This is a genomic window from Sporobacter termitidis DSM 10068 (assembly GCF_900130065.1).
In the GTDB taxonomy this organism is placed as follows: domain Bacteria; phylum Bacillota; class Clostridia; order Oscillospirales; family Oscillospiraceae; genus Sporobacter; species Sporobacter termitidis.
Genome location: NZ_FQXV01000008.1, coordinates 97,777 through 122,642, shown reverse-complemented (window position 1 = coordinate 122,642; position 24,866 = coordinate 97,777). Strand labels below are relative to the sequence as shown.

19 protein-coding genes and 1 pseudogene are annotated in these 24,866 nt (G+C 45.7%); 5 read left to right on the top strand and 15 right to left on the bottom strand.

The window, feature by feature from the left end:
• The first annotated feature begins 100 nt into the window (after nucleotides 1-100).
• Together BUB60_RS12155 and BUB60_RS12150 are read left to right on the top strand one after the other, a co-directional pair.
• Nucleotides 101-754, top strand: a complete 654-nt coding sequence (locus BUB60_RS12155; RefSeq protein WP_073079394.1) for a helix-turn-helix domain-containing protein — start codon at nucleotides 101-103, stop codon at nucleotides 752-754.
• Complete coding sequence (locus tag BUB60_RS12150) at nucleotides 751-1,542, top strand: flavodoxin family protein (protein ID WP_073079392.1); 792 nt, start codon at nucleotides 751-753, stop codon at nucleotides 1,540-1,542. Before BUB60_RS12155 ends, BUB60_RS12150 begins: the two co-directional genes overlap by 4 nt.
• A 489-nt stretch (nucleotides 1,543-2,031) precedes the next feature.
• Here BUB60_RS12150 and BUB60_RS12140 read toward each other — a convergent pair whose 3' ends face one another.
• The gene (locus BUB60_RS12140) at nucleotides 2,032-2,907 is read right to left on the bottom strand and encodes an SPFH domain-containing protein (protein ID WP_073079386.1); all 876 of its coding nucleotides are present in this window, start codon (nucleotides 2,905-2,907) and stop codon (nucleotides 2,032-2,034) included.
• A gap of 121 nt (nucleotides 2,908-3,028) precedes the next feature.
• Nucleotides 3,029-3,892: an SPFH domain-containing protein gene (locus tag BUB60_RS12135; protein WP_073079384.1), complete on the bottom strand. Its 864-nt coding sequence runs from the start codon at nucleotides 3,890-3,892 to the stop codon at nucleotides 3,029-3,031.
• 218 nt (nucleotides 3,893-4,110) lie between these two features.
• Here BUB60_RS12135 and BUB60_RS20660 point away from each other — a divergent pair, with 218 nt between their 5' ends.
• From BUB60_RS20660 to BUB60_RS12120, 3 genes are all read left to right on the top strand, one after another.
• Nucleotides 4,111-4,581, top strand: a complete 471-nt coding sequence (locus BUB60_RS20660) for a hypothetical protein (protein WP_242941200.1) — start codon at nucleotides 4,111-4,113, stop codon at nucleotides 4,579-4,581.
• 408 nt (nucleotides 4,582-4,989) lie between these two features.
• Nucleotides 4,990-6,123, top strand: coding sequence for a LuxE/PaaK family acyltransferase (locus tag BUB60_RS12125; protein WP_073079380.1), 1,134 nt, complete (start codon nucleotides 4,990-4,992; stop codon nucleotides 6,121-6,123).
• Nucleotides 6,120-7,406, top strand: a complete 1,287-nt coding sequence (locus BUB60_RS12120; RefSeq protein ID WP_073079377.1) for an acyl-CoA reductase — start codon at nucleotides 6,120-6,122, stop codon at nucleotides 7,404-7,406. The genes BUB60_RS12125 and BUB60_RS12120 overlap by 4 nt, the downstream gene beginning before the upstream one ends.
• Nucleotides 7,407-7,409: 3 nt before the next feature.
• Here BUB60_RS12120 and BUB60_RS12115 read toward each other — a convergent pair.
• From BUB60_RS12115 to BUB60_RS12055, 13 genes and pseudogenes are all read right to left on the bottom strand, one after another.
• Nucleotides 7,410-8,267, bottom strand: a pseudogene (locus BUB60_RS12115) (nucleoside recognition domain-containing protein); the annotation flags it as partial.
• Nucleotides 8,268-8,277: 10 nt separating this feature from the next.
• Nucleotides 8,278-9,918: a recombinase family protein gene (locus tag BUB60_RS12110; protein WP_242941199.1), complete on the bottom strand. Its 1,641-nt coding sequence runs from the start codon at nucleotides 9,916-9,918 to the stop codon at nucleotides 8,278-8,280.
• A complete protein-coding gene (locus BUB60_RS12105; RefSeq protein ID WP_073079372.1) occupies nucleotides 9,915-10,130 on the bottom strand; it encodes a hypothetical protein in 216 nt (71 codons plus the stop codon). The genes BUB60_RS12110 and BUB60_RS12105 overlap by 4 nt, the downstream gene beginning before the upstream one ends.
• A 142-nt stretch (nucleotides 10,131-10,272) precedes the next feature.
• Complete coding sequence (locus BUB60_RS12100; RefSeq protein ID WP_073079370.1) at nucleotides 10,273-10,665, bottom strand: VOC family protein; 393 nt, start codon at nucleotides 10,663-10,665, stop codon at nucleotides 10,273-10,275.
• A gap of 97 nt (nucleotides 10,666-10,762) precedes the next feature.
• Nucleotides 10,763-12,724: a GAP1-N1 domain-containing protein gene (locus tag BUB60_RS12095; protein ID WP_143162339.1), complete on the bottom strand. Its 1,962-nt coding sequence runs from the start codon at nucleotides 12,722-12,724 to the stop codon at nucleotides 10,763-10,765.
• Nucleotides 12,721-13,554, bottom strand: a complete 834-nt coding sequence (locus tag BUB60_RS12090) for a TRAFAC clade GTPase domain-containing protein (RefSeq protein WP_143162338.1) — start codon at nucleotides 13,552-13,554, stop codon at nucleotides 12,721-12,723. Before BUB60_RS12090 ends, BUB60_RS12095 begins: the two co-directional genes overlap by 4 nt.
• Nucleotides 13,547-14,554 carry a TRAFAC clade GTPase domain-containing protein gene (locus BUB60_RS19805; RefSeq protein WP_143162337.1) on the bottom strand — a complete coding sequence of 336 codons (1,008 nt, stop codon included), beginning with the start codon at nucleotides 14,552-14,554 and terminating at the stop codon, nucleotides 13,547-13,549. The genes BUB60_RS12090 and BUB60_RS19805 overlap by 8 nt, the downstream gene beginning before the upstream one ends.
• Before the next feature lie 8 nt (nucleotides 14,555-14,562).
• Nucleotides 14,563-15,627, bottom strand: coding sequence for a GTPase-associated system all-helical protein GASH (locus BUB60_RS12080; protein ID WP_073079351.1), 1,065 nt, complete (start codon nucleotides 15,625-15,627; stop codon nucleotides 14,563-14,565).
• Nucleotides 15,624-16,949 (bottom strand): metallophosphoesterase family protein, encoded by a 1,326-nt coding sequence (locus BUB60_RS12075; protein WP_073079349.1) that lies wholly within the window; start codon nucleotides 16,947-16,949, stop codon nucleotides 15,624-15,626. Before BUB60_RS12075 ends, BUB60_RS12080 begins: the two co-directional genes overlap by 4 nt.
• Nucleotides 16,950-17,186: 237 nt before the next feature.
• Entirely contained in the window at nucleotides 17,187-19,091 is a 1,905-nt protein-coding gene (locus BUB60_RS12070; protein ID WP_073079347.1) for a P-loop NTPase fold protein, read from the bottom strand.
• Between the two features lie 261 nt (nucleotides 19,092-19,352).
• Entirely contained in the window at nucleotides 19,353-21,212 is a 1,860-nt protein-coding gene (locus tag BUB60_RS12065) for a deoxyguanosinetriphosphate triphosphohydrolase family protein (protein ID WP_073079345.1), read from the bottom strand.
• Between the two features lie 230 nt (nucleotides 21,213-21,442).
• Nucleotides 21,443-21,895 (bottom strand): DUF6998 domain-containing protein, encoded by a 453-nt coding sequence (locus BUB60_RS12060; protein WP_073079343.1) that lies wholly within the window; start codon nucleotides 21,893-21,895, stop codon nucleotides 21,443-21,445.
• A 63-nt stretch (nucleotides 21,896-21,958) separates the two neighbouring features.
• Nucleotides 21,959-24,676 carry an ATP-dependent DNA helicase gene (locus tag BUB60_RS12055; RefSeq protein WP_073079328.1) on the bottom strand — a complete coding sequence of 906 codons (2,718 nt, stop codon included), beginning with the start codon at nucleotides 24,674-24,676 and terminating at the stop codon, nucleotides 21,959-21,961.
• Between the last annotated feature and the right edge of the window lie 190 nt (nucleotides 24,677-24,866).

The following is a 24,866-nucleotide window of genomic DNA, read 5'->3' as shown; positions in this document are numbered from 1 at the left end:
CAACCTACTGTTCTTATTTCGAACTCTATTATCAAAATAACCCACGTATCGGGAAAGTAGATGCCGCTCTACCGGCAGTAGAGCGGCGCGAGGTGAACTAATGAGCAAACTCGAAACAGACGAAATGCTTCTCCGGCAGCGCATCGCGGCGAACATGGCGCACTATCGAAAATTGCACAACATGACCCAGTCGGAGTTGGCCGAGCAGATCTCCTACTCCGACAAGTCCGTCTCCAAATGGGAGCGGGCCGAGGGCGTGCCCGACATTTATGTGCTGACGGTCCTGGCCGGCCTGTTCAATGTTTCCGTCAACGACCTGATCAGCGAAAACGCGCCGCTGCCGCCGCCCGTGGAAGTGAACCTCAACAAAAACCGCGTCATCATCCTTTTGATGTCCGTGGGGCTGGCGTGGCTCGCGGCCACCGTGACGTATACGGCGCTGCAGGTTTTTGCCCCGACCCTTGACTGGGCCTGGTACAGCTTTATCATCGCCATCCCCGTCACCTTCATTATCAGCGTGGTGTTCACATCCCTCTGGTGGGGGCTGAAATTCCGGTTCGCGGCCGTCAGCGCCCTGATCTGGTCCGTCTGCGCTACCATTTATGTGCTTTTCCCGCTGACAAACGTGGACCTGGTCTTCGCCATCGGCGCTGTGCTGCAGGTGCTTGTCGCCCTCTGGTTCATTTTCATGAAGCAGCTGAAGAAAATGAGAAGAGACCTTTTCAGCCGCAGCGACGGGCGGCGCCGGGCGTGAGGATCGTCGCGCTGCAGTCCAGCGCCCGGAAGGGCGGCAATACGGAGCGCATCGTGCGCCTTATAGAGGAGAGCCTGCGCCGTCGGTCACGGCGGGAGGGCTTCCCGCTGGAATTTGAATACGTCGCGCTGGCCGACAGGAACCTTAGCCTGTGCCGCGGCTGCCGCGTCTGCTTCGACAGGGGCGAGGCGCACTGCCCCTTGAAGGACGACCTGCCCGGGCTGTACAAAAAGCTGCTGGACGCGGACGGCGCGATTTTCGCCTCCCCCGTCTACGTGGAGGACGTGACGGCGGGCATGAAAAATTTTATTGACCGGATGGCCTTCAATTGCCACCGCCCGGCCTTTGCCGGGAAGACCGCGCTGATCGTGACGACCTCCGGCGCCGAGTCGTCCGGCCGCGCCGCCAGGACGCTGGAGTTCGCGCTCGGGTCCTGGGGCTTTCACATCGCGGGGGACAGAAAATTCCGGATGGGCGCCCTGATGGCAGAGGCCGACGCGGCCGACAAATTCGGCCGGGACGCCGACCGGCTGGCGGAGAAATTGTCCCGCGCCATCGCCGATAAAAAGGCTCTGACGCCGTCTTTTTATTCGCTGATGATTTTCAGGGTGCAGCAATCCATCTACAGGTCGGCACCGCAATTCAAGGGCACCTACGACCGCGCCCAATGGGAGCAAAACGGCTGGCTTGACAAAAAGCGCGCGTTTTACATACCCCACCGGGCAAACCCCGTCAAAACGGCGGCCGCCCGCGCCGCCGGCGCCGTGCTGGCAAAATTATTCAAATAAAATTTTATTGACTACCCGATATCTATTGACTTAACTTATAAGCCAAAGGCCGCCGATTTTTCGACGGTCTCTGGTTTTATTTTATATTCATGCGGTTTCCGGGGCAGCAGTCCTATAAGACATTTTTTGCATTTAAGCTTGACTTTTTGTCGGCTAAATTGTATCATACTTATGAGCCGACAAAAAGTGAGGTGAGTCAATGTCGGGCAAAAAGATGGGCCGTCCACCATCTCAGAATCCTTTATCCGAGAGAATCTATTTACGGGTAGATGCGGAAGCAAAAGAAGTATTGGATGCTTGTACCGAAAGGCTGCATACCACCCGTTCAGAGGTCGTACGAAAAGGGATATATTTGGTGCGGGACGAACTCAACAAAAAATAAAAGAAGTGGCGCTACTCTGCAAAAGCATCACGCCACTTCCCCGCCGACAGATGCCCGGAGGCAAATACAGCGTAAATATTATACCATGCGCCCGATTATTCCTCGCCTTACGCGCCGGGCTCCCTCGGGGCTTTTTTCTCCACGGGGAGGATGCCGGACAGCTCGCCGACGAGGTTGACAAGCTGGGAATCGGCGGGCACGACGATTTTGGCGTTGTTTTTCAGCGCCGTCTCCACGGCCTGCAGCTCGCGGAGCAGCTGCGCGTTGCCGACGAAGTACTGCTGCGCGGCTTCGTTGACGAGTCTTATGGCCTGCGCCTCGCCTTCGGCGGCGAGAATCTTTGCCTGCTTGACGCCCTCGGCCTTCTTGATCTCGGCCCGTTTCTGGCCGTCCGCCGCCGTCTCGGTGGCCGTGGCGAAGTCGATGGCCGCGATCTTTTCGTTTTCGGCCTTGACGACCTTGTTCATCGTCTCCTGGACGTCCTTCGGGGGATCGATCTCCTTGAGCTCCGTCCTGGTGATCAGGATGCCCCAGTTCCTCGTCTCCGACTCAAGCGTCTTGTGCAGCTCGGTGTTGATGACGCCGCGCTCGCTGTTGGCCGAACGGAGCGACATGGTGCCGATGATGTTTCGGAGCGTCGTCCGGGCCAGGTTGACGATCTGGTAATAGTAATTATCGGCGTTGTACATGGACGCCTTGACGCTCTCCTCGTCCTGCCGCACCTTGAAGTAGACCTGCGCGTCGACCGTGGCGTTCAGATTGTCGTTGGTGATGATGACCTGGGGATCGGCGTTGACCATCTGCTCGGTGATATTCACCTGATAGAGCTTTTGGATAACGGGCACGATCCAGTGGAAGCCGGGCGATGCAAAGCTCGTATATTTGCCGAGCGTTTCCACAAGTCCCCGGTGGGTCGGTCGGACGATGCGTATGCCTGAAAGAAAGATCAATACGACGACGACCGCAATGATGATGTATGCCATTTTATCGCATCCTTTCGCTGCAGAATAAATACCGTCGGGTACACTTCTACTATATACCAGTTATGTCGAAAGTCAAATGAAGATGTCGGAAAATAAGGGCGGGCATGGCGCCGGAGACCGTTCACACGGCGCGATTGCCGGCGCGGGCGGTCTGTTCCGCGTCCGTTTGCTCCTCCGAGGCGCTGTCGTACTCCGGTATCGGCGGCAGGCCGCCCCCGCCGCTCCCCAGCGCCGTCTCGACGATCCTCAAAAGCTGCGCGCTGCCCGCGGCATAATGCCGGGAGGCCTCGCAGATGAGCCGGATGGCCTTGGCCTCGCCCTCCGCGGCCAGCACCCGCGCCTGTTTTTTCCCTTCGGCTTTGATGATGTCGGCGCGCTTCATGCCCTCCGCCGTCATTTTCGCCGCGGCCGCGAAATCGGCCGCCGCGGTTTTTTCATTGGCCGCCAGGACCGTGCTGTGCAGCGAGGCGCGGATATCCGCCGTAAACTCGATCTCCGTCACCTCGGCCCGCACGATTTCCACGCCCAGCGGCGCCGCGCTCCGGCGGAGCGCCTCAAAAAATTCCTCGCTGACATACTTCCGGCAGCAGCCCAGGCTTTTCAGGTCCGTCCCGCCCACGACGTCCAGGAGCGCCGTCCGCGCCATGCTGGCCGTCTGGTCCAGATAATTGCCCGCATTGTACACCGCCGCCCGGACGCTCTCCGCGCCGTCCCTCAGCCGGACGGTGACCGCGGCGCTGGCGTTGGCGCTCAGATTGTCGCTTGTAATAACAAGCAGCGGCCCCAGTGTCAGCATCCGCTCCGACAAATCCGCGATGACCGCCTTTTGAACGAGCGGCACGATCCAGTGGAACCCCGGTTGAAGATACCGCGTGCTGCGCCCGAAGGTTTCCACAAGCCCCCGCCGGGACGGGCGGATGATCCTGACGCCCGCAAAAAAGACGGCGCAGACGACGATGGCCCCGATGACCAAAACAGCATACATATCGCAATCCCCTCCTGTCGATAAATATATGTTTGTCCGGGCCGAAATAGATGCCCGGACGGCGAAAAATTACGCCGCCCGACAAAAAGACCTCCCGCCGCATCCGGGACGCGCGGCAGGAGGTTCAATGTATTTCTGAGGAGGGTAATCATGTCGATGGGAAATCGTGAATAAACAGACTGCTTGCTGACCTTATTCAGGTTGGTCAGTGTATGTGAATGAAAATGACTGGCCTCATCCCCGTGACTATTCTATGCCGGGCGGCGCGAAATGTGCATGTATCGCCGGCGCCAAGCTCCGGCAGTCCTCCCGGTCCGCTGCCGGGAGCCGGTGGCCCTACCTTTGCGGGCCGAAGCCGCCTCCGGGGCCGCCCATACCGCCGCCGGAACCGGGCCGCGCTCCGGAACCAATTCCAGGGCCGGGACCGAAGCCGGGACCAGGACGTGGGCCAGGGCCGGGGCCGGGACCGGGGCCAGGGCGAGGACCAGGACCAGGACCGGGACCAGGACCAGGACCAGGACCGGGGCCGGGACCGGGACCGGGACCAGGACCAGGGCCAGGGCCAGGGCCAGGGCGAGGACCGGGACCGGGACGAGGACCGGGACCGGGGAAAAACGGGGGTCTGGGGAAAATTGGCGGCCTGGGGAAAATCGGAAAAACCGGCGGACGAAAACTCGGAACCGGAATGAGTATCACACGTCCAGGGAAGATATTGAAAGCGTTCAAACCCGGGTTGACCGCCAGGATCGCCGTCAGCGGGACACCGAAGGCCGAGGCGATGCCGAAAAGCGTGTCTCCCGGCCGTACTGTATAACTAAACATTCTCAAAACCTGTTCCGCCGCTGCGCGACGGCATGAAATGGATAAGCTTGCTCTCGGCCCCGCGGCGCGCAGAAATCCGGCGGGGCCCTTATCGGCTGCCCTCCTGCGCCACGGCAGGCCGACAGCTTCACCACATTATATGAGCGCACGCGTTTTTGCGTGTCCGCCGGGAGGAAATATCCCGGGGGGCGAAAATTCTTGTACTTTCCCGCTCCCTGTAATATTATGGGTTCAAAGGGAAGCGTTTCCCGTTCATCCGTTTGGAGGCGATACGCATGAGTTACGGCGGAAGGCTGTTTTTCAGCCGGAAGATATACGACCTTGAAAGGACCGACGCCTTATTCCTCAACGCCGTCCTGGAAAACGTCCGCCATCACCGCGGCCTTTGCCGGGATTATGACGCGCTGCTGAGAAGCCGGGGCTTTTCCGAGGAGTCTGTCCAAACAAGCGGCGATATTTATAAAATACCGCCGCTCCCCACGTTATTTTTAAAAAACCATCCGCTCTATTCCGTTCCCCCGGAGCGCCTGATGCTCAAGTCCACCACGTCCGGCACCAGCGGTAAGGTCAGCCAGGTCGGCTTTGACCGGTCCTCCGCGTGGCGCGGCGCCGGGATGATCGCCGCGACGTTTTTTACGAACCGTCTCGTATCCCCCCGCCCCACCAATTATGTTGTGCTCGGCTACGAGCCCGCCAAACGCAACAAAATCGGCGCGGCCAAAACGGCCTACGCCGTGACGTATTCCGCGCCCGCCGTACACCGGGTCTACGCTTTGAAGGACACCGGCAGCGACTATGTGCTGAATACCGCCGGCATCGTGGGGGCGCTCCGCCGGTATGAAAAGCAGGGGCTGCCCGTCCGTTTTATCGGCTTCCCGGCGTATTTCATGTTCCTTTTGAAAGAGCTCGCGGGCGCCGGGCTGAGGCTCCGGCTGCACCCGAAATCCCTCGTCCTGCTGGCCGGCGGCTGGAAGCAGTTTTTTGCCGAGCGGGTCGACAAGCCCGCCCTTTACGCCATGGCCGAGGACGTCCTCGGTCTGGGAGAGCGCAGAATCCGGGAATTTTTCGGCGCCGTGGAGCACCCCGTGCCGTACTTTGACTGCCCGCACCATCATTTTCATGTCCCCGTCTATTCGCGGGTCGTCATCCGGGATACGGCGCTGCGTCCGCTGCCCTTCGGCGCGCCGGGGCTTTTGAACCTCATCACCCCCATGCTCACGAGCATGCCCTTTACAAGCGTTATCACCGACGATCTGGCGGTGCTGCACCGGGGAGCGGAGTGCCCCTGCGGGATCAAATCCCCGTATTTCGAAGTCCTGGGGCGCGTGGGATATGCCGACCTCAAAACGTGCGCGGCCGGCGCCTCGGAGCTTTTGGACGTGCTGCGGAAAGCCGGTGCCGGCGCATGAATCTTGTTGACGGCAAAATCCTGGACGAGGCCGGATGCGAGGCCGTTCTGGAAAGCCTCGAGGCCCGCGTGGCGGACACGCTGGCAAAACCGGTGCTGGCGCCGGAGCGCGTCGTCTCCGCCTGCGACAGGCTTGTCCGCAATCTGGACGAGGCGTTTTACCTGGAAGCCATGAAGGCTCTGGGGATCGACGAGGCCCTGGGCAGAAAATATATTGCCGAGGCCCGGCAGATGTTTTGCGCCGAGAGCCTCCGGTACCGGCTGAACGCCGAGCTGGGCGAGGGCTGGGGCAGGCCCCGAACCTTTGTGCCGCCCGGCGGAACAGGCGCTGTGACCGAGCGGCTTTACCCCCTGGGGGTCCTTGTCCATATCGCCGCCGGCAACGCCGACGGCCTGCCGGCCTTCAGCGTGCTGGAAGGGCTCCTGACCGGCAACATCAACATTCTGAAGCTGCCGGCGGAAGAGGGCGGGGCCTCCGTCCGTCTCCTCCTGGAGCTCATCAAAATCGAGCCCACGCTGGCCGAATACATTTACGTTTTCGATTATTCGTCCAAGGACATCGTTCATATCCAAAAGCTCATCGGCGTGGCGGACGCCGTGGTGGTGTGGGGCGGCGCCGAGGCTGTGGCGGCGCTGCGCCGGCTGATCCCCCCGAACGTCCGGCTCATCGAGTGGGGCCACAAGGTGAGCTTTGCCTATGTGACGGTGCAGGGGTTCCATGAGGATGCGCTGAAGGGCGTGGCCGAAAACATCGCTGTGACCGGGCAGCTGCTGTGCAGCTCCGTGCAGGGGATTTTCATCGACACGGACGACATGGCGGCGGTGTACGATTTTTGCGAAAGGTTCCTGCCCATGCTTGAGGACGCCATGGGCCGGGCCCACGGCGCCCCGGGCGTCGGGCTCGAGCCCCAGGCCGCGCTGAAGCTTTACAGCGCGGAGCTGGAAAGCGTTTTCAGCGGCAGCCGGGTCTACCGGGGCGGGCGCTGCAGCCTCACCGCCTGTCAGGACGACGGCCTCGAGACCGCCATACAGTTCGGCAACGCCTGGGTAAAGCGGCTGCCCCGGGGCTCGATCATCCGCCGCCTGCATCCGTATAAAAGCTTTCTTCAGACCGCCGGCCTTGTCTGCGCGGACTCGGAGCGGGACGCGGTGGCGGCGCTGCTGTTCAAGGCCGGCGTCGTCCGGGTCTGTCCGGGGGCGGATATGTCCTCCCCGTACGGCGGCGCGCCCCACGACGGAGAGTATCCGCTGCGCCGCTATACGAGGCTCGTCAGCCTGGCATAAGGCCTACGCCAGCCCAAGCAGCCGGACGCCGTTGGCCACAACGGCGCACGCGGCAATCCCCGCCGCCGTGGGGACGGCAAAGGAAACGAGCGTCCACTTGAGGCTTTGCGTCTCTTTTTTTATCGTAAAGCAGGTCGTTCCGCAGGGCCAATGCATCAGCGAAAAGAGCATGGCGCATACGGCGGTGAGCCAGGTCCAGCCGTTGGCTAAAAACAGCGCGTGGAGGTCGGACAGACTGTCCAGCTCCACCAGGGAGCCGGTGGCCATATAGCTCATGATCATGATCGGCACAACGATCTCGTTGGCGGGGAACCCGAGGACGAACGCCATGAGTATGTAGCCGTCCAGCCCGATAAAGCGGGCAAACGGATCGAGAAACGCCGCGCATTGGGCAAGCAGGCTGACGCCGCCTGTCTGGATATTCGCCAGCGCCCAGATGACGAGCCCCGCCGGCGCCGCGACGACCACGGCCCTCCGCAGCACAAACAGCGTTCTGTCAAAGATCGACCGGACGATGACTTTGCCGATCTGGGGCCGCCTGTACGGCGGCAGCTCTAGATTGAAGGACGACGGCAGGCCCTTCAGTATCGTTTTGGATAACAGCTTGGAGACAAACACGGTCATCGCAACGCCCAGCACGATCACTCCCGTGAGCGCCAGCGTTGAGACGACGGACTGGAACGCCCCGCCCACCGCGCCGGCGAAAAACATGGTGATGATGGCGATCAGGGTCGGGAACCGGCCGTTGCAGGGGACGAAATTGTTGGTGATAATTGCAATCAGCCGCTCGCGCGGAGAATCTATGATCCGGCACCCGATGACGCCCGCCGCGTTGCAGCCAAAGCCCATGCACATGGATAGTCAATATATGCTACGCGCTCAATTCTCCTACGAAGCGCCAGAATATCCTTACGGTCTGGCGTTTTTTCTTGCCCTCCGGCGTTTGCTCATACCCGCCCTGCCCGACCTCGACGCGGTCTATGAGCCGCTTAACAAGGTTTGGCGTCAGCTCACTGATATCGGCAAGGCCGTCGAGCAGTTCCATGAAACGCCGGCGGGATTCTTTGTCGCTTGTCTCCTCAACGGCGGGTTTTTTTAACAACTTTATCTTTTGGCCGACCTGCCGCTGCTCCGCCTCATACGCAGCGTTCAGCTTCGTGAACCGTTCGTCGCTGATTTTGCCGCTTACGTTATCCTCGTACAGCCGGCGAATCAGCGCGTCGAGCTCCTCATCGCGAGCTTTCAGCGTTTTCAGAAGTTTGACCATCTCATGATCCGTCTCATTTGCCTTTTCACTGCGCCTTGCCTTCTCCATGTCCGCCAGCACCTGCTTTTTGTCCTTTTCGGACAGCTTGAGCATTTCCTTAACTTCAGACAGCACGGATTGATAGAGAAGCTCATAGTCGATGAAGTGGTTGGAACACTCTTTGCTGCCGTATAGCTTATACCGCCCGCACACAAGGTTGTAAGGCGAACCCTTTTTCCGAGAGCCGGTTGTGGACATGTTCCCGCCGCAGTCTGCGCATTTGGCTATGCCGGAAAAGACATTTTGAAAACCGGTTTTCGGCTCATTCCGCCTCGACACACTGCGCTTTCTCACTAGGTCGAACATATCTTGTGTGACAAGCGGTTCGTGTGTATTTTCGACGATATACCACTCGTCACGCGGCTTCCGGAAGGCCGTCTTGCTCTTGAAGGACGGCTTTGACGTCTTGCCCTGCGCCGTATGACCGAGGTAAACGACATTTGCAAGCAGCTTGCAGATGGTCGACGGTGTCCACTCCCTGCGGGTTGTGTAGGAGTTCGGATCAAGATTCGGCCGCGCCCGGCAGCGATACATCACGGGGGATGCGATGCCGCTCTGGTTGAGCTGTGCGGCAATTTCCGAAGGACGGTTGCCGGCAACGGCCATTTGAAAAATCTCCCGCACCACAGCGGCGGCTTCATAGTCGATAATGAGATGGTTCTTGTTGTCAGGGTCTTTCTTATAGCCGTATGGGGCGAAATTTCCGATGTAGCTGCCCTCCAGCATCTTGGTCTGGAAAGCGGAGCGTATCTTCTTGCTTGTGTCGCGCGCGTACATCTCGTTGATGACATGCTTGAACGGGGCGATGTCGTTAAACGGATTCGTCGAGTCGTAGCCGTCGTTGATGGCGATGTAACGGACGTTGTGCTCGGGGAAATACATTTCTGTATATTGCCCGGCTGTGATGTAGTCCCTGCCGAGGCGCGAAAAATCCTTTGTGATAACCATGTTGATCTTTCTGGCCTCGATGTCGGCGATCATCCGTTTGAAGTCCGGACGGTCAAAGTTGGTTCCTGACCATCCGTCGTCTATGTACTCGCCGGCGATCGTATAGGCGTTTTCGTCGGCGTAGGTGCGGAGCATCTTCCGTTGTGTTGCGATGCTCGCGCTCTCTAGCGTCCCGTCGTCGTCCTTCGAGAGTCTCATGTACAGCGCCGCATGATACAGGCCGGGGGCAGGCGGCCCCCGCCGCGCGTCGGCTCTCAATCTCCAGCCTCCTTTTCCTGAGAGCCGCAATCAGCCGTGTTTCTATAAGCCGATTGTACCAAACCCATGTCAGGCGGACAAGCCATGTGCTCAATAATTCCCCTGATTATGTCAGTTTTTTTTCTGGCTCCTACGGCGATATTTTCTATAGTAAGCATTCCATCGTTTGCCGGATATTCTTTTGTGCTTATGACGCAGGTTGGACCCGTCATTGGTACGGCCTCCTTTCGGCTGATTTCGGGCATAAAAAATACCAGACGGCATTTCGTCTGGTATCAGTTTATGTGAGGTGGGTTGTACGATATGTGGGATAAGGGCTACGATGAGAGGTATAGATTTACATATATGGATTAGCTAATCAGATAAGAACGTGGGCATGGGAAGAATACAGAAAGGATGCCCGGCAGGGTCAAGCAATACACGCCATGAATCCTCCAGCTGTATGTCGGAAAGCACCGCGCCGCACGCTAATGCTTGTTTTACCCCTTCCTCCACTTCTTCAACATGGAAATCCAAATGCAGCATTTGCTGTTGCTTGCCCGGTACCGCGGGCCAAACCGGCCGTTCGTAATTTTCAATTTCTTGAAAGGTCAGCCATGGCGTTCCTTCTTTACTTTCGTTGACGACAACAATCCATTCCCCGTCGTCAGATTTATGCTTTGTCCAGCCAAGCATCTTTGAATAAAAGTCCGAGAGTTCCTCCGAGTTGCCGGAGTCCAGGATAATAGCCATAGCCCCTAATTTCATGGTAAGGCCTTCTTTCAGTATAAATCATCGGATTTAGCTTCTGATGCATGGTTTAAATATAGTGGGCAGTTGTTTGGGGTATATGGGTAACCAGTAATTACAGTAGATGAATATCGAAATCGTTATCATTATACTCTTCCAGTTTTTTTATATTATATCCTTTTTTCTTTATTGCTTTACGAACTCTTTTACATTTGTCCCACTGGTTCAGCCAAGAAGTTTCGGGTAAAAGAGACTGAAGTTTTCTCCACTTATTTTCGGGATAGACAAGGTTTGCCAATCGATCGTGAACATTATATGCAACGAACGCTACGAGATCATCCGGGAAGTACTGGCTGCTCCTAAGAATTATTGGAAGGTAAAAGTCAGCTAAATCATCCTTTTGATTACTACTCAAATCTTTAATGTTTAACATCTTAAACATGTTGACTAATGGTTGATTAGCTATTCTATCAGAATATGGGTTGATAATGCTTAATAACGTACAAATTTGCTTACTAGAGAGACTAGTGAACTGTTTTTCAAACATTAACGTTGCTGTCTTAGAATGTGCTTTGCATAACTCAAGCATTGTCTGCGTATCTTCATGTAGCAAAAAGCGAATTTGGAGCAGATATTCTAAGAATATGTCAATTGACGCCTCGCCCCACAGCGCATAGATTTCAGAAGCAAAATCATATATGCTATTGTCAAGAATGGTATAAATCAAATTTATATTCAGTCTGTTATCATTTTCACATATTCTAAGAGAGTCTAAAATTCCTTTTTGATAACCCCTTGATTGTTTCCAGATTGCCACACATTCCGCAAGGGAAGGATTTATTGTTACGAGTACACTACAAATACTATAATCCATATCTGAAAACTTCTCAAGGAGATCGGCTGTTAACAAGTGAGCATAACTAAACAGATACCGTTCTTGTATTTGGTTATCTTCGACCTTAGTAAGATATTGCACAACTTTTTTTGCACCTATCTGATCTTTAACAAATCCTTTGCCAATTAAAGCATTAAGCATATCATCACTTATTGAGAGCCATGTAAACTTTAAAGTTGCAATTATTGTATTTGTATAGGATATATCTGTTCCCCATAAAGAAAAGGCTCCTTCAAAATAGAGATCTATAAATTTATTGCCAACATAAATTTTATCAGTAGAAAAGACTTTCTCAATCAATTCTAATGACTCGAAAATATTTAGACAACCATTATCCCCACGAAATACTGAATATAGTTTAATAAACAGCGTTAGATATTTATACTTATTATAAGCTGTACCAAAAAGTTTCCTGAACATTACAAAAGAATGCCATCCATTGTTTTGAATAATGTCATAGGTGAAAGTGACCCAAGGAGGAAATTTTTGAACTTCATTAATATTTTTCATAGTTGATATGCCATCATCAGAACGGTATACCTTATTCCTGAGTTCATTAGGTACAAACTGAAGGCTAATTATTTTTGCATTGTCACATCTAATAGACATTGAACCTGTTATAAACGAATATTCCGGGGGTAATTCGTTATAACACATAAGCCAGACATATATTACTTCTTTAATGTATTCAACGGAATTATGCGAATATACTATGTTTGGGGGTTCGTGCCCCAGCATTGTCCATAGCAAGTATTGAATTTTCTTTTGGTCAAATTGATCCTGTGAATGTATCACGACCTCAGTTTCTAATGGTCTTGAATAATAAACAAAGCTATCTTGAGAATCAGGCCGTACAAAATATGAAAGCAAATTTGGTATTTGGTATATCAAATATTCTATATCATTAAGTCCTAGCAATAATGAATGTGTCCAGACACAACCTGGACGGCTCATTTCGTTTGCATACCATGTTTTTGCCAAAACCAGAAATTGCTCATTTTCGAGAAAATAGCCAGAATAATAACTCTCAAACCCTTTCGATAAGTCTGGGCCGGAAAGGTCACTCAATATGTCCATTTTTCGTTTTGTTGCATCAGATAAAATGGTTGAAGATGCCAGCAGATGGTGACCATTCGAGTAACCATGTAATGTTTGATGTATAATTATTGGTTTATTAGTCATTCGATATCACCCATTAAAGAATATAAGGGAAGAGTTATATCCCACCCTCTGTTTCCATGAGCATCCTCCACAACTATGCGCTCGATTGGAAAATCCTTTTCGAGTAGAGTATCTCTATTATCAAGTTTTCCACCTTGCGCACTAATTCCCCATAGGCTATAGCTCAGTATATCAGGATTTGAATTACAAAATTGCCAAAGCATGTTCATATGATCAAACAAAAATTTTTCTGGTGTCATCTGGATATCAACTTGCTTTACTAAGTCCCACGCCGAAAACACAAAACCTATATTTGTTTGTTCGTATTTGCGTATATCTAAAACAAATTGCAATAACTCAATAGTTTGAACTTGTAAAGGATCATGTTTTTGTGGCTCGCGAACTATTCGCTGAACACTATCATTTCCAAGAGAAGTAGCAAAGTGTTCAGGAATGAATCCAAGAGGTTTCACCCCGTCCACATGAATGAAAAACAGGATTGCATCTGCGGCCTTTATATATTCTACAAGTTCTTCGGAAATTTCGCGTCGTTCGTATTGCTTCTGAAAAGATTCACCAGATAAATCCGGCAAAAACAAATCGAAAGTTTTTTTAGCGGGCATTATTAGGTTAATGCAAATATCCTTTTGCTCATTGCTTGGCACCGTCCTCTCTAAAGGCTCAGCGTCAACCCATTTTCGGCTTAATTGCGCAAGGTATTGTCCATTGTCAATTTTGTTTAGCTTTAGTTTAGTTTCAACCGAATTATTATTAATAGAATGCCATAATGCAGCAAGAAAAGTCGTTTTGCCAGCCCCCGGAAGCCCCATAATAAAACATCTCTTATTCATGAGCTTCACCTGCCAACTTATAGAATAGTTTGTTGAACTCCGATTTCAATGAATATTTGACACCATATGTAATATTCATTTGTAAATATGATGGAATGTACTCCCATGATGTTAATAAGTTATCCAGTCCAAAGCCAACTTCCAAAGAACCTTTATTTGGCATTGCAGCAACTTTGTGAACTGAAATTTTGTTTATATACTTTGTTATTAATAGCTGCAATTCTTGTAAGTTTTTTTCTATGTATTGTTTTGTATTGGCATCATTGCTTGCTTCGATAATATCGTACTTACTAATTACCAGTTGAACTTTAGTCGACGATGAATAGAGCCCTGCATCAAGAATTGTCCTTAATATTGTTGAGGCTTCTTCAATCACGCCATTTCTTTGATGCTTATTGGCCAAACGTTCGCCGTCCAGAATGACAGTGAAAGAGTTCGCATGCCTTATGAAAGACATATTCTGAGTGAGACTATTAACATTGGCCAAATGCGCTTGAATTTCTTCACCAGATAAATCGGCAAATAAATAGTTAATTCTCTGCTTTTTATTTCGATCAAATAAGCATAAATGCAAAAATATCTCCTGCAATCCGCGACTCGTTCGTGGTGTAGTAGCAACTTCTTGTTTTGAATTTACTCTCGTATAAAATGCCCGTTCTTCATATCCTTGGATTGTTTTTGAGCCAGCAAAAAGAAACTCAGACACCGAGTTCCTTTGAAAAAGTTGATATAACGTTGTTTCAATAGTCGTTTTGCCACATTCAGAAGGGCCAATAAGAATAATAAGCACAGTATTTTCAGCAGCCATCACGCTATATGTTTCATGTAGAGAAAGTGCTCGGCCAGAAGGCAACCGTTGATATCCTTTTCTTATGCTATCTTCTCTTAAATTTTCAGAATCAGACATCTCAATATCATCACTGATTAAATTATCTACATCAGCTAAACGCTCGGCTTCTAACTCAGGCAATTTAGTTGTTGTTATAATGTTATCTGCCATATTGTCACTCACATTTCAAGCCTTTTGATTAGCATACATTCAAAATACATCAAGAAGGCCCAATCCAAAATACTGTTCTGAATAGAATCAATTTCGAATCCCATGCGACTTGATACTACATGTTTCCAGACTTCAGGTTTATTAACATCTCTTGCACTTTTAATCGAAAATAGTATGGGAGTGTTTTCAGGCGTTTCGCTGGTACAGTTGTATTTTTCAATAATGCTTTGTTTCATATCACCATCAATTGCGTCTACCATTTCTACCAGAGAGTAGTTCTTTGTATCTGATTTACATAAATCAAGCATTTTATTTAAGAATGATACAATTGGATATGGACCAGGCATAACAGACACCAGGTCAGCCAATTCTTTTGCCAAAATTAATGCAACATCCTTTTGCGCTATTTTTTTTGTTAGTGCAATGCCCAAGTCATTACTCCAATTGCCAAATAACCATGCAAGAATATTAGAATCCTCATGGTAGACTTCTATCGCTTTTTTGGTTTCCGATTGGTTCTGCATTAACATAGATATGCTTGAAGCAATAGTGTTGATAGTAGTAGCTAATCCGGTGATTTCTTCAGTCCCCATTTCTGCAAGATCTTTAAGTTTTAGAGCATATTCCTTCAATGATTTTGTAGAAATAATTTTACATGCCATTTCTCTTTCTCTAGTTTCTGCAGATAAGTAGCCAAAAATTGTATAAGCTTTTTCAATAACCTGTGGTATTAAAACATCAATGTTATACTTTGATAAACATATGATTGTAAAAATTATATCAAGTTTGAAATCTGCATGTTCCATTAAATGGACAAGTATGTTTCCAGCTAAAACTGATAACTCCTTTTTATTGTTTCTACTGAAAGATATGTCAATTTCGTTGAAAACAGAAATGAAGTCTTGAAAAAAATCATCATTGACAGTTAGCAAGTAAAACATTTTAACTAATTCACAAATCTTAAATTCTTTTCTCCCACAATACTGTTCAATGCCTTTCCACCGCATTTCTAATTGCTCACGATTGGCATCTACGCAAACTGTTGAATAACTTTCGGAAAAAAACTGTTTCATTCAATTTCCCCCTTATTTTCTATGCTATTCCATAATAAACGAAATTTGCCTTGCTCTTTTGAGCGCTGAATTACGCTGTTTAACACGGATGTCATTGATTTTCCTTTATCATCTTCTGATAACAATTCCAGTTCACCTAATAACTCCAGTTGACGTACAACTGATAATTCGTAAAAACCATATATTAATTCGCGTTCATTGATTTCTTCGTCATATGTTTGATGCATATCCGTTTGATCATTTGTGTATTCTTTTCTATCTTTTGAACTCAGGTCATTGCTAATTTCCATGATAACATCTTCTAAATCGATTTTACGCTTTTTGTCAATATTTATTGAGTGTCGGAGGTAGATGCCATTAGTTGTATTTGCTGTATCAGCAAGAAAACAATCTCGGTTTTTCGATAAAATTCTAGGATAAATTTCTATATTTAAAAATCTATCACCATTATCTATGTTACTACTGATCGTAATCCAGTTATATCGTGGCACCCAATCTGCCGATCTTGTAGGGTGAGTAGCCCCTGAGTACAAAATTGCATTATTATCGTTTAGTTCTATTGATTGGGTATGCATATGCCCATATAATTGTATATCAGCCCTCTTATTGATTCGATCAATAAGATCGCTTTTGAATTTCCAACACTCTGGTGGATGGTGGCACATCAATAAAATAGCAGTGTCCGCCATGCGTGGTGGAATTTGAGCTTGTCCGATATACATTAAACGATCAGGCTGACCGGGCTGATGATCACTACTATTCGACAAATAGCACGAATTAGCGCCAAAGAGAGACAGCTTCAGCCCATAATCCAACTCAAATTCTTTAATCCAAGTAATTCGTTTGGGAGATATATTGCAGTTGAAACGACTGGCGAATTCGTTGTACTCTCGTATTGGCTCAAACAAAACATCATTGAAGCAAGGTGCATTAATCGATTTGGCAAAAGCCTTATCGGCATCATCAATACTGCTGTGGCTGTCAATGGCACATTGTTCTTGATAGACAATATGGCTTTCTCTTGCAGCTATTTGGTCAATATCGTGATTTCCAGGGACACAATAAATATCGCTGGGTTTAATTGAGAAAATATCAGATATTTCATTTAGATATTTTTTGGCAATTTCATATTCTGTCCTTGCACCAGAAAAAGCAATATCGCCAGTTACAAGAATACCTGAAATATTATTAAGTAATTTTTTGGCATTCACAGTCAAGTCTGTAATTATCGCATCTCGCAAAGCCTTGTCTATATCAGCAGGGTTATTGCTTGATTTCACAAAATGAATATCCGAAAGATGAATAAACGATATTTTTATCAAAAAATCACCATCCAATCTAGGCTAACTCAAAAATATTATACCATAATTTAACGTCTGCACAGTAATTTTTGCATTTAGTAATTTGTATATTAGTATCCACAACCTAACCGCATCCCAACTTCCATAATTGCTATTATCAGAGTCAAGGACCTGGGGAGGCCTGACTTGACTAGTTTATGGATAACTGGAAGTTCATTCATCGTCATATAATATGGATAACAGAAACCTCATGTCATGCTATATTGGGTTATACATTAAACGCTTTAGAATCTCATCAATATGAGAATTAAGTATGCTAATATTATATTGTTTTGTTTTTCCCTTAATTTTACTACTTTGTAAAGTGTGCTTTAGCTTATTAAAATTCTCACCATCAGCCTCAAAATAATCTTTAAGATTTGAGAAATTGTATATGCTTCCTATTCCTCGTAAAAAATCGCTTAATTCTTTAACGGGTGAGTCAATAATTCGTTGCACACATCTCTCAACGTCTACATGTTTGAAAAATTCTTTAGCTTTGAGGATTTTACTCTCATTTCTATTGTAATAATCGTAAAAACCTTCTCCCCAACCTGATGCCATCTCAAATATTGTATTTATATTATCAGAGGTCTTTGTTTTTTCAACTTCATTCTCAAAAACTACCAGGTTTTCCATGCATTCTTTATAATCCAAAAAACATGGTGAATTTTGATTTATTGCAGGTTGTTGCATTGTAGAAAGAGATTCGCCTTCTAATATATTAGACTTTATCATATCAATAAATTTTGTTACAGGAATTGGTTCAATATCAATCCCTTTAAGCATAAATATCAACGAGATAACCCATCTATATGATTCGCCTTTATATTTTCTTTCCTCTAAATTTTTAAACATTATACTTATTTCATTTTCTATAGCATCATCTTCCATCTGCCAAAAAAGTTTTAGTTTATTAGTTGGGTCTGCATAACTCTCTTTACTTCTTGAATAACTGGATATTACAGTAACAATATGTTCGGCATTGTAATCAGAATAATATATATAGTCATGAATAAATTTGAATGATTGAAAATACCCATGTATACTCAAGATATCATTTTTTAAAGAAATAACCCCATATTCACTATTATCACTCCAAACATATGGTGGATTTCCTTTTTTATGGCCAATTGCTACTCTCACAATTGCAAAAAGTATATCCTTTAATATTTCATTGTTTTTTTCCATAGGCGTTATGGCAGCAGTGACCTTTGCGAAAAATAGTAGTGAGAACTGAAGTGTACGAATATTAAAATGTTTTTCTTCAGTAAAAATATCGCATACCAAGGAGGACCATAGGTCTAATTCTCTTGTTTCAATTTCGAGACATTTGCTGAACAACATTGGCACGATTATACTTAAATCAGGCTGATAGTATATTGTTTTTCCAATAAGTTTTTCTTTAATTTGCATATATAGAATATTCTCATCAAAGACATAATTAATACGCTTTTTTATTTCCTCGAGATCAACTACATGGTTTTTTTCCGATATTGTATTTGACCCCCAAATTGCTTGATTGTTATTCTCCGTTGGCCAACTAATTCCAGCTTGAGATGCAAAAAAATACTTCAATTCCAAGTTGTTTTGTTTATCCAAGGAGCCAATCTCCACTTGGTTTGCAACAATGATAACTTTTGAATCATTTTGTTCAACAAAATGATTAATATATCCCATTACATCATTAATAGGCATCGAGCAACGTTCAAGATCATCAAAAATATAAAAGTAACTCGTAAAGTCTATAAAAGGTGAAAACACTTTTTGCAAGTCTGTGTCTCCGGCTGTATCGCTTCCTATTTTGTTGCCAACAACTTCTGCAAGCACCCTTACACTATTACTAATTAAAGGGATCAGTTTCTTTCCTTTGCCGATTCTATCTTCTGCAATAGCAGTAAAAACAGCATTTGATATATCTTCAGTCTTTCTAATACCATATAACGATATATAAATTGAATGCTGCTTTATATCTCCTTTCAATTTTGGAATTAGAATATTTTTTATAAAATAAGTCTTGCCGCTCCCCCAACTACCATCAAGCATTATTGCATAACTATAAAAACTCTCTTTAAGATATTCAGATACTAACTTAATAATATCATCATTGCTGAGATAACTCATCGGGATAACCCCCTGTTTCTTTTGTAAAGTAATTATCCTATATTCTTGAAGAACTGTTATGTTAAGCTTCCCACAATGGTAATAAAAGCTACACGGCGACCCTGCTGGGTTGCCATGGTTAAACATAGCGCAAAACCGCTGATGGGTAGGTCTCTAGACCATAAAAACTACGTTTTGCTCGGTTAAATTCTCTATTCATAGTAAGTAAAAAGAAGGCTATGCAAAGTTATAGATTATGAAGATAATGAGAGCCTCCTCTGTTTACCGTCGTATCCTATTGTATTCATTCATAGCATAGGAGTCTGTCATACCAGCAATAAAATCAGCAATATTTCCTACAAGCAATTTATTCTTTTCCAAATATTCATTTTCAGCTAAATCATCATCTTCCTCGCCTGCTGTAGCAGTAGCAATCTTTTTCCATTCTAATTCAATAATACTTGGATCACTTTCTTCAAAATCAATCACATTTTTTGTTATTTTGCGGAAATCCTGCATGATTCTATGTAGCGTTCCTCTGTGTAATAAACGCGGATTATTATAATAAGAAGTAAAAAGAGACTCGACTATAGAGGCGCCATTACTGTCAAACAAGGATACCTCTGCACTATTAATAACCTTTTTCGAAATTATTTTCTCAAGATAATCACAAAGTTTTTTGGCTTTTATGGAAAAGAAGATCAAGATTGTTTGAACTCTATGTTCTGCATCACGAAACCTTCGCAGCCCATCTGAAGCAAGAAAATCATCCAAATTAGTTTTAGATTGGGCAATTACATCCTTTACAAAGAAATCAATTACCGCTGATGAAATACGGCCATGTAAAAGCTCGGCCTGATCAGCATAAAAACGATTGAGTTCTGACGCTTGAATAAATTCATCTTCGATAGCGTCAATTCTTACTTTCAATTCATTCATTTTGCTGAGCATGAGATAATTTTTTATTTCTTCTATTGATAATCTCTGGGCGGCAAAAGCGTCTTCCAAGTCGTGGCTTCTTTGCGCAATCTCATCCGCCATTTTTACGACTTGACCTTCAAGTGTGCTCGGAATCGCTTTTTCAATTATCAAGTATTCGTTTAATTTCTGTGAAGAAATGAAATGGCTTAGTGAATCATCCGTCAAATTTGTTTTGGTATGCTTCCAAATCCCATCAAGAGTCTGATATGATAAATTCAAGCCATCAAACGCAACATATTTTTCTTCCAACCTGGTCACGACTTTTAGTGAATGATAATTATGCTTAAAGCCACCATAGGAAACGCCCTTGTCCAGCACATCTCTTAATAACGCCTTTTTCCCAGTCAGGATTTCGTTAAGTGTTCTCTCTCCTTGATGGCCAAAAGGCGTGTGACCAATATCATGGCCTAATGCAATGGCATCAGTCAATGCTTCATTCAATTTGAGCGCCTTGCTTATACTTTTGGCTATTTGGCTGACAGCAATAGAGTGGGTCATGCGTGTCCTGTAATGATCACCTTTGTCCGCTGAAAAGATCTGCGCCTTATCTACCATTCGTCTAAATGATTTAGAGTGTATTATGCGATCATAATCTCGTTGGAACTCCCCACGGGAATTATCTGTGTTTGGATATGAATACTCACGGAGACAATACTCATTCCGCTGCGCCAGAGAATGGAGCGTATCTTCCTCATCTATACTGGGATACTCAACTACTTGTGTGACATCATCGTTCTTATACGGTGGCTTAGCAATAAAATTCATTTGCCTGACAAGGCTTGGGAGGTTTTCAATGGTAATATAGGAATTACGCTCAAAGTCTTGCGTTAAATCAATTTCGGAACAAGAAAGAAAATTATCGAGCATTGATTTGTTTGCTATTTTTTGTAGAATAGATATCTCGATTGAAGGGTTGCCCGCTGTTCCGGCTTTGATGCCTTCTCCAATATAGATGTATTTAACAGTTCGTACACCATCCAACTCAGAAAACACCAAAAAATAGGTGGGATAAATTTTGTCTGCTAAATCGCGTACTACGGCTCGGTCTGGTTCACTTGTGATATTAAAATGCCTTTTTGCCCCATTATCGATATAGCTTTCTTCAAGATATCTAAGAGAGGGCAAAGAGTCCTTCGCCTTTACCATAATAAATTCACTCATAAAGTCACTCCTGTCAAAAACAAAATATGTATTATTGTTTGAGCTGCTATTTATGTAAATAATCCGATGACTCGTATTATAGCTATAATTTAACCTTGTCTAAACTGCCCGTTACTACTATGATCTGCTTTAAATGAGCCATCCATATACTTAACCGAGGGTCCCTCCATTTCCGACTCTTATATGGATTTTGTGTAATTAATAATGAACAGGCATGAGCCTACGTTGTTTTATATTCGCTCCAACCTATCACTTAACGGAACATTGTTCATCAGACTTTTAAGTTTGCTCAACGATATACTTCTTTGTCCATTTTTTTGCTTCTTGCCGGTAACTTCCCATACACGTTTTCCGGGGCCGTTATAAACTTCATCAGCTTCACCGCTTCGTAGGATTTTTAGAATAATAAGATGTTCAGGTTCACTTGATAAGCTAACATAACCGACTTGGGTAGCTTTAATTTGAACCATCTTACCGTCCTTAGAAATCGCATCATGTGTTTCGGAAGATGCAGGTAATAACTTCAATCCATAATAACTGGCTGCAAGCACTTCACCTATACTCCCAACTAAATGACCATCCGGAGTGAAGTGTCGTTCGGGAAACTGCATCTCCAATTCACTTACAATCGAATATAACTCTTTTATTTTTATACTCAATATCTCAAATCTAATATCATTCATTGGGTTTCCTTTTATATAGTTTATGCAGCTCTCTTTCGATAAAAAATACTGGTATTTATATGCTTACGCCATTGTTAGCGAAGAAAGCTGCGCCAATAAATAAGCATCACTATTTGAATTCTTCACTTTCAAACGTTCGAGGATAGCTTTTTCGGTCTCGGGACTCCAATATATTTTCAGTTTTTCTTTTGCGCGCGTAATTGCCGTGTAAAAGATATTATGCGTAATACGTTCTTCGGTCTCATTCGTAATAACAATTTTTACCGAGTCATATTCCAAGCCTTGTGCTTTATGAATTGAAATGGCGTAAGCAACCTGAAATGGAACTACGGTCGAATCATTATCATCGTCATCCTCATCAGTACTACGATACTTGTTAACGCTAAAAGAAATAATAGAATTCCCCGTGACAGACTCACCTATAAGCTCAAAATCGTACCCCCATGCATCGATTTCATTAATTGACTCATCAAGTTCGATATCAAACCATATCTGCTGGTCCTCGGGGCGGATACCCACAATCCTCCCCTTGGAGTTATTGTGTATGAGTGGAGAAAATATATTTGACTCATTGAACAATATCGGATCGCTAATTTTATAAATACTGATGCCCCAAAAAACACCATCATTCGGATTGCTGTTCTGAAGAAATCGATTAATATTATTAATACCATATAGCCCATCATAGTTAAGGCAAAGAATAATCTCATCATCCTCTGTATGCTCAAATATTGATTCATCAAGTTTAGTCGTAAATTCGTTCTTTACAAGTGGTTCCAGAATCGCATCATCAACATTGCGGACACGGTCCCACACCGTAAGAAGCTCTTTATTTGTAGTCCGATAGGGATGTTTCAAATCAAAAATAGAGGTTATTGGCACAAATTTCTGAGCAATACTGAACCAATTTCCAAAGTAGATCGACTCAATCTGGTAAGTGTCGCCGACTAGAACAAGCAACTTAAGATCTGTCTTTTCTAATACTTTTCGCATATCAGCATTACTTACTGTGCTGCACTCATCTATAAAAAGGACGTCACAGTCCGTATCGTTGTTCTTCTTAGACAGGAACCTTGCTATCGTGCTATAACTACTGTTTCCAGCAGTAACTTTTCTGCTCATATTATCTACGGCAGGATGTGTATTTGCCAGATATATCTTTTTCTTATCTGCCCAGAAATTTGAGATATGCTTAATTAATGTTGATTTACCAGTACCGGCTGATCCATATATTAGAGCAACATGTGAATTGGAGAACATCTGGCGCAGCGTCTCTTTTTTACTTCCGTCATCAATTTCATAAGACTCCCGTGTTATCCAAGAATCAACGGAGTTCGTATACTGAGACACTCCTGTAGCAGCAAGCTCTTGCAGTTTCTTAATTATCACAGTGCTATCATCGGCATACCCCTTTATGTAAATATGTTCCTTATAAACTTCGAGCTTTCGGTCAACGTGTTTATAATAGAGTGAGTTATTATATTTTCTAATTAGACCATCAATATCATCAAAGCTCTCAATATCCTTTTTAGAAGTAAAAAGCTGTCCTTCAATTTCTGTATTATTCTTGATAAATCTCGCGAAAAGTTCATGCTCGCGTCCATCTATTGGTATAGATTCAAACAGATCGTAAATTCGGGGATTATGCTGTCGTAGCGAAGTACAATAAGGCATTTGATCAAACGGCATGCAACCATAGTTTAGATAAAGATTGGAGAGCCCGCCGCACTGTTCGTTCCATAACTGCCACTTTATAACCCTATTATTCATCTTGTGGAGCAGATACCGGATAACATTAGCGCTAGGCTTACTATTAATAACAACATCCCGACATTGATCGAGAAGTTCAAATATTTTTACCGACTGAGCACGTGCAGTTATTTGGGCTTTTATGTATTCGAAATAGCTCCGATCGCTTGCTACTAGCTCGTTTAATGACATTCTTACGGTGCTAAGGAATTTCATGAGCTCCTTATATTCATTGGCAGATGCACTAATGCTCACCCGCGCGCCAAATATCTCTGATAGGTTCTCCCATTCGCATGGACGAATAGAAACTGACCAGCTATCAATAACCTGGATCGTCATATCCTTGTTAAGTATATGAATTGTGTCGTTATGAATGGAGAATTTCACTGCATAGTTATCAGTAATTTCATGCTTGGTAAACGCAATTACTCGATCAAACTTGCTTGCTTTGGCATTTGCAGCAGTGAATGTAACCTCGTAGTAAATATTCTGGTTTACGAAGAACGGCTTAACCTTCTGTACATAGTATCGATCACTATATGGAACGGGCCTATTTAGAACGCTTGGAACTTCAATTCTTCCCGCAATCATAGCATAATAATCCGAGAGCTCAGTATCTGTATTTAACGGAAAATCCTGAATATTTCCGAGAACCTCTAGGTTGTATGTATCCTTGAGATATATTTTTATCCTTAAGAGGTGTTCATAATATTTCAGCATTAATCGTTCCGATCCGTCCTTATCTACCGTGTAGTGGGAGACAGATTTCTGAAGCATTTCATGGAATCTATAAAGAAAGCGCAAATCGCCACGCGCCTGCATATTTTTTAGAGAGGCAACATTTAGAGCATAATCATTTGGATTGATATCCACCCCATTAGAGAACGCTTTTATGGCAACATACTCAACAAAATTTCTTACATGACCAAGTATGTTCTGGCTTAGCAAACCTCTTTCAGATGTGTCAAATCTTGAGATGTTATCGCAGATTACCTCATTGGTATCTAGGATCGCTTTATCTATTCTCAACATACTCTAGCCTCCTGTACCTACTAGTTATCTCAGAACACTCACTTAGCTATGATGTTCAATTGAGCATCATAGCTATATAACGGGAACATAGAATTCATGGCCTCTATGAATATTGCGCATTCTAAACTTCTCATAATGCTATAATGTGCACTTTTTCTAGCTTCCCATCACTTGCTTGATTTGCTCCGAT

What these genes read in the sequence shown, in the direction of transcription:
- BUB60_RS12155 (WP_073079394.1), top strand. Translation starts at nt 101, where the DNA reads ATGAGCAAACTCGAAACAGACGAAATGCTTCTCCGGCAGCGCATCGCG.
- BUB60_RS12140 (WP_073079386.1), bottom strand. Translation starts at nt 2,907, where the DNA reads ATGGCATACATCATCATTGCGGTCGTCGTCGTATTGATCTTTCTTTCA.
- BUB60_RS12135 (WP_073079384.1), bottom strand. Translation starts at nt 3,892, where the DNA reads ATGTATGCTGTTTTGGTCATCGGGGCCATCGTCGTCTGCGCCGTCTTT.
- BUB60_RS20660 (WP_242941200.1), top strand. Translation starts at nt 4,111, where the DNA reads ATGAAAATGACTGGCCTCATCCCCGTGACTATTCTATGCCGGGCGGCG.
- BUB60_RS12125 (WP_073079380.1), top strand. Translation starts at nt 4,990, where the DNA reads ATGAGTTACGGCGGAAGGCTGTTTTTCAGCCGGAAGATATACGACCTT.
- BUB60_RS12120 (WP_073079377.1), top strand. Translation starts at nt 6,120, where the DNA reads ATGAATCTTGTTGACGGCAAAATCCTGGACGAGGCCGGATGCGAGGCC.
- BUB60_RS12105 (WP_073079372.1), bottom strand. Translation starts at nt 10,130, where the DNA reads ATGACGGGTCCAACCTGCGTCATAAGCACAAAAGAATATCCGGCAAAC.
- BUB60_RS12100 (WP_073079370.1), bottom strand. Translation starts at nt 10,665, where the DNA reads ATGAAATTAGGGGCTATGGCTATTATCCTGGACTCCGGCAACTCGGAG.
- BUB60_RS12095 (WP_143162339.1), bottom strand. Translation starts at nt 12,724, where the DNA reads ATGACTAATAAACCAATAATTATACATCAAACATTACATGGTTACTCG.
- BUB60_RS12090 (WP_143162338.1), bottom strand. Translation starts at nt 13,554, where the DNA reads ATGAATAAGAGATGTTTTATTATGGGGCTTCCGGGGGCTGGCAAAACG.
- BUB60_RS19805 (WP_143162337.1), bottom strand. Translation starts at nt 14,554, where the DNA reads ATGGCAGATAACATTATAACAACAACTAAATTGCCTGAGTTAGAAGCC.
- BUB60_RS12080 (WP_073079351.1), bottom strand. Translation starts at nt 15,627, where the DNA reads ATGAAACAGTTTTTTTCCGAAAGTTATTCAACAGTTTGCGTAGATGCC.
- BUB60_RS12070 (WP_073079347.1), bottom strand. Translation starts at nt 19,091, where the DNA reads ATGAGTTATCTCAGCAATGATGATATTATTAAGTTAGTATCTGAATAT.
- BUB60_RS12065 (WP_073079345.1), bottom strand. Translation starts at nt 21,212, where the DNA reads ATGAGTGAATTTATTATGGTAAAGGCGAAGGACTCTTTGCCCTCTCTT.
- BUB60_RS12060 (WP_073079343.1), bottom strand. Translation starts at nt 21,895, where the DNA reads ATGAATGATATTAGATTTGAGATATTGAGTATAAAAATAAAAGAGTTA.
- BUB60_RS12055 (WP_073079328.1), bottom strand. Translation starts at nt 24,676, where the DNA reads ATGTTGAGAATAGATAAAGCGATCCTAGATACCAATGAGGTAATCTGC.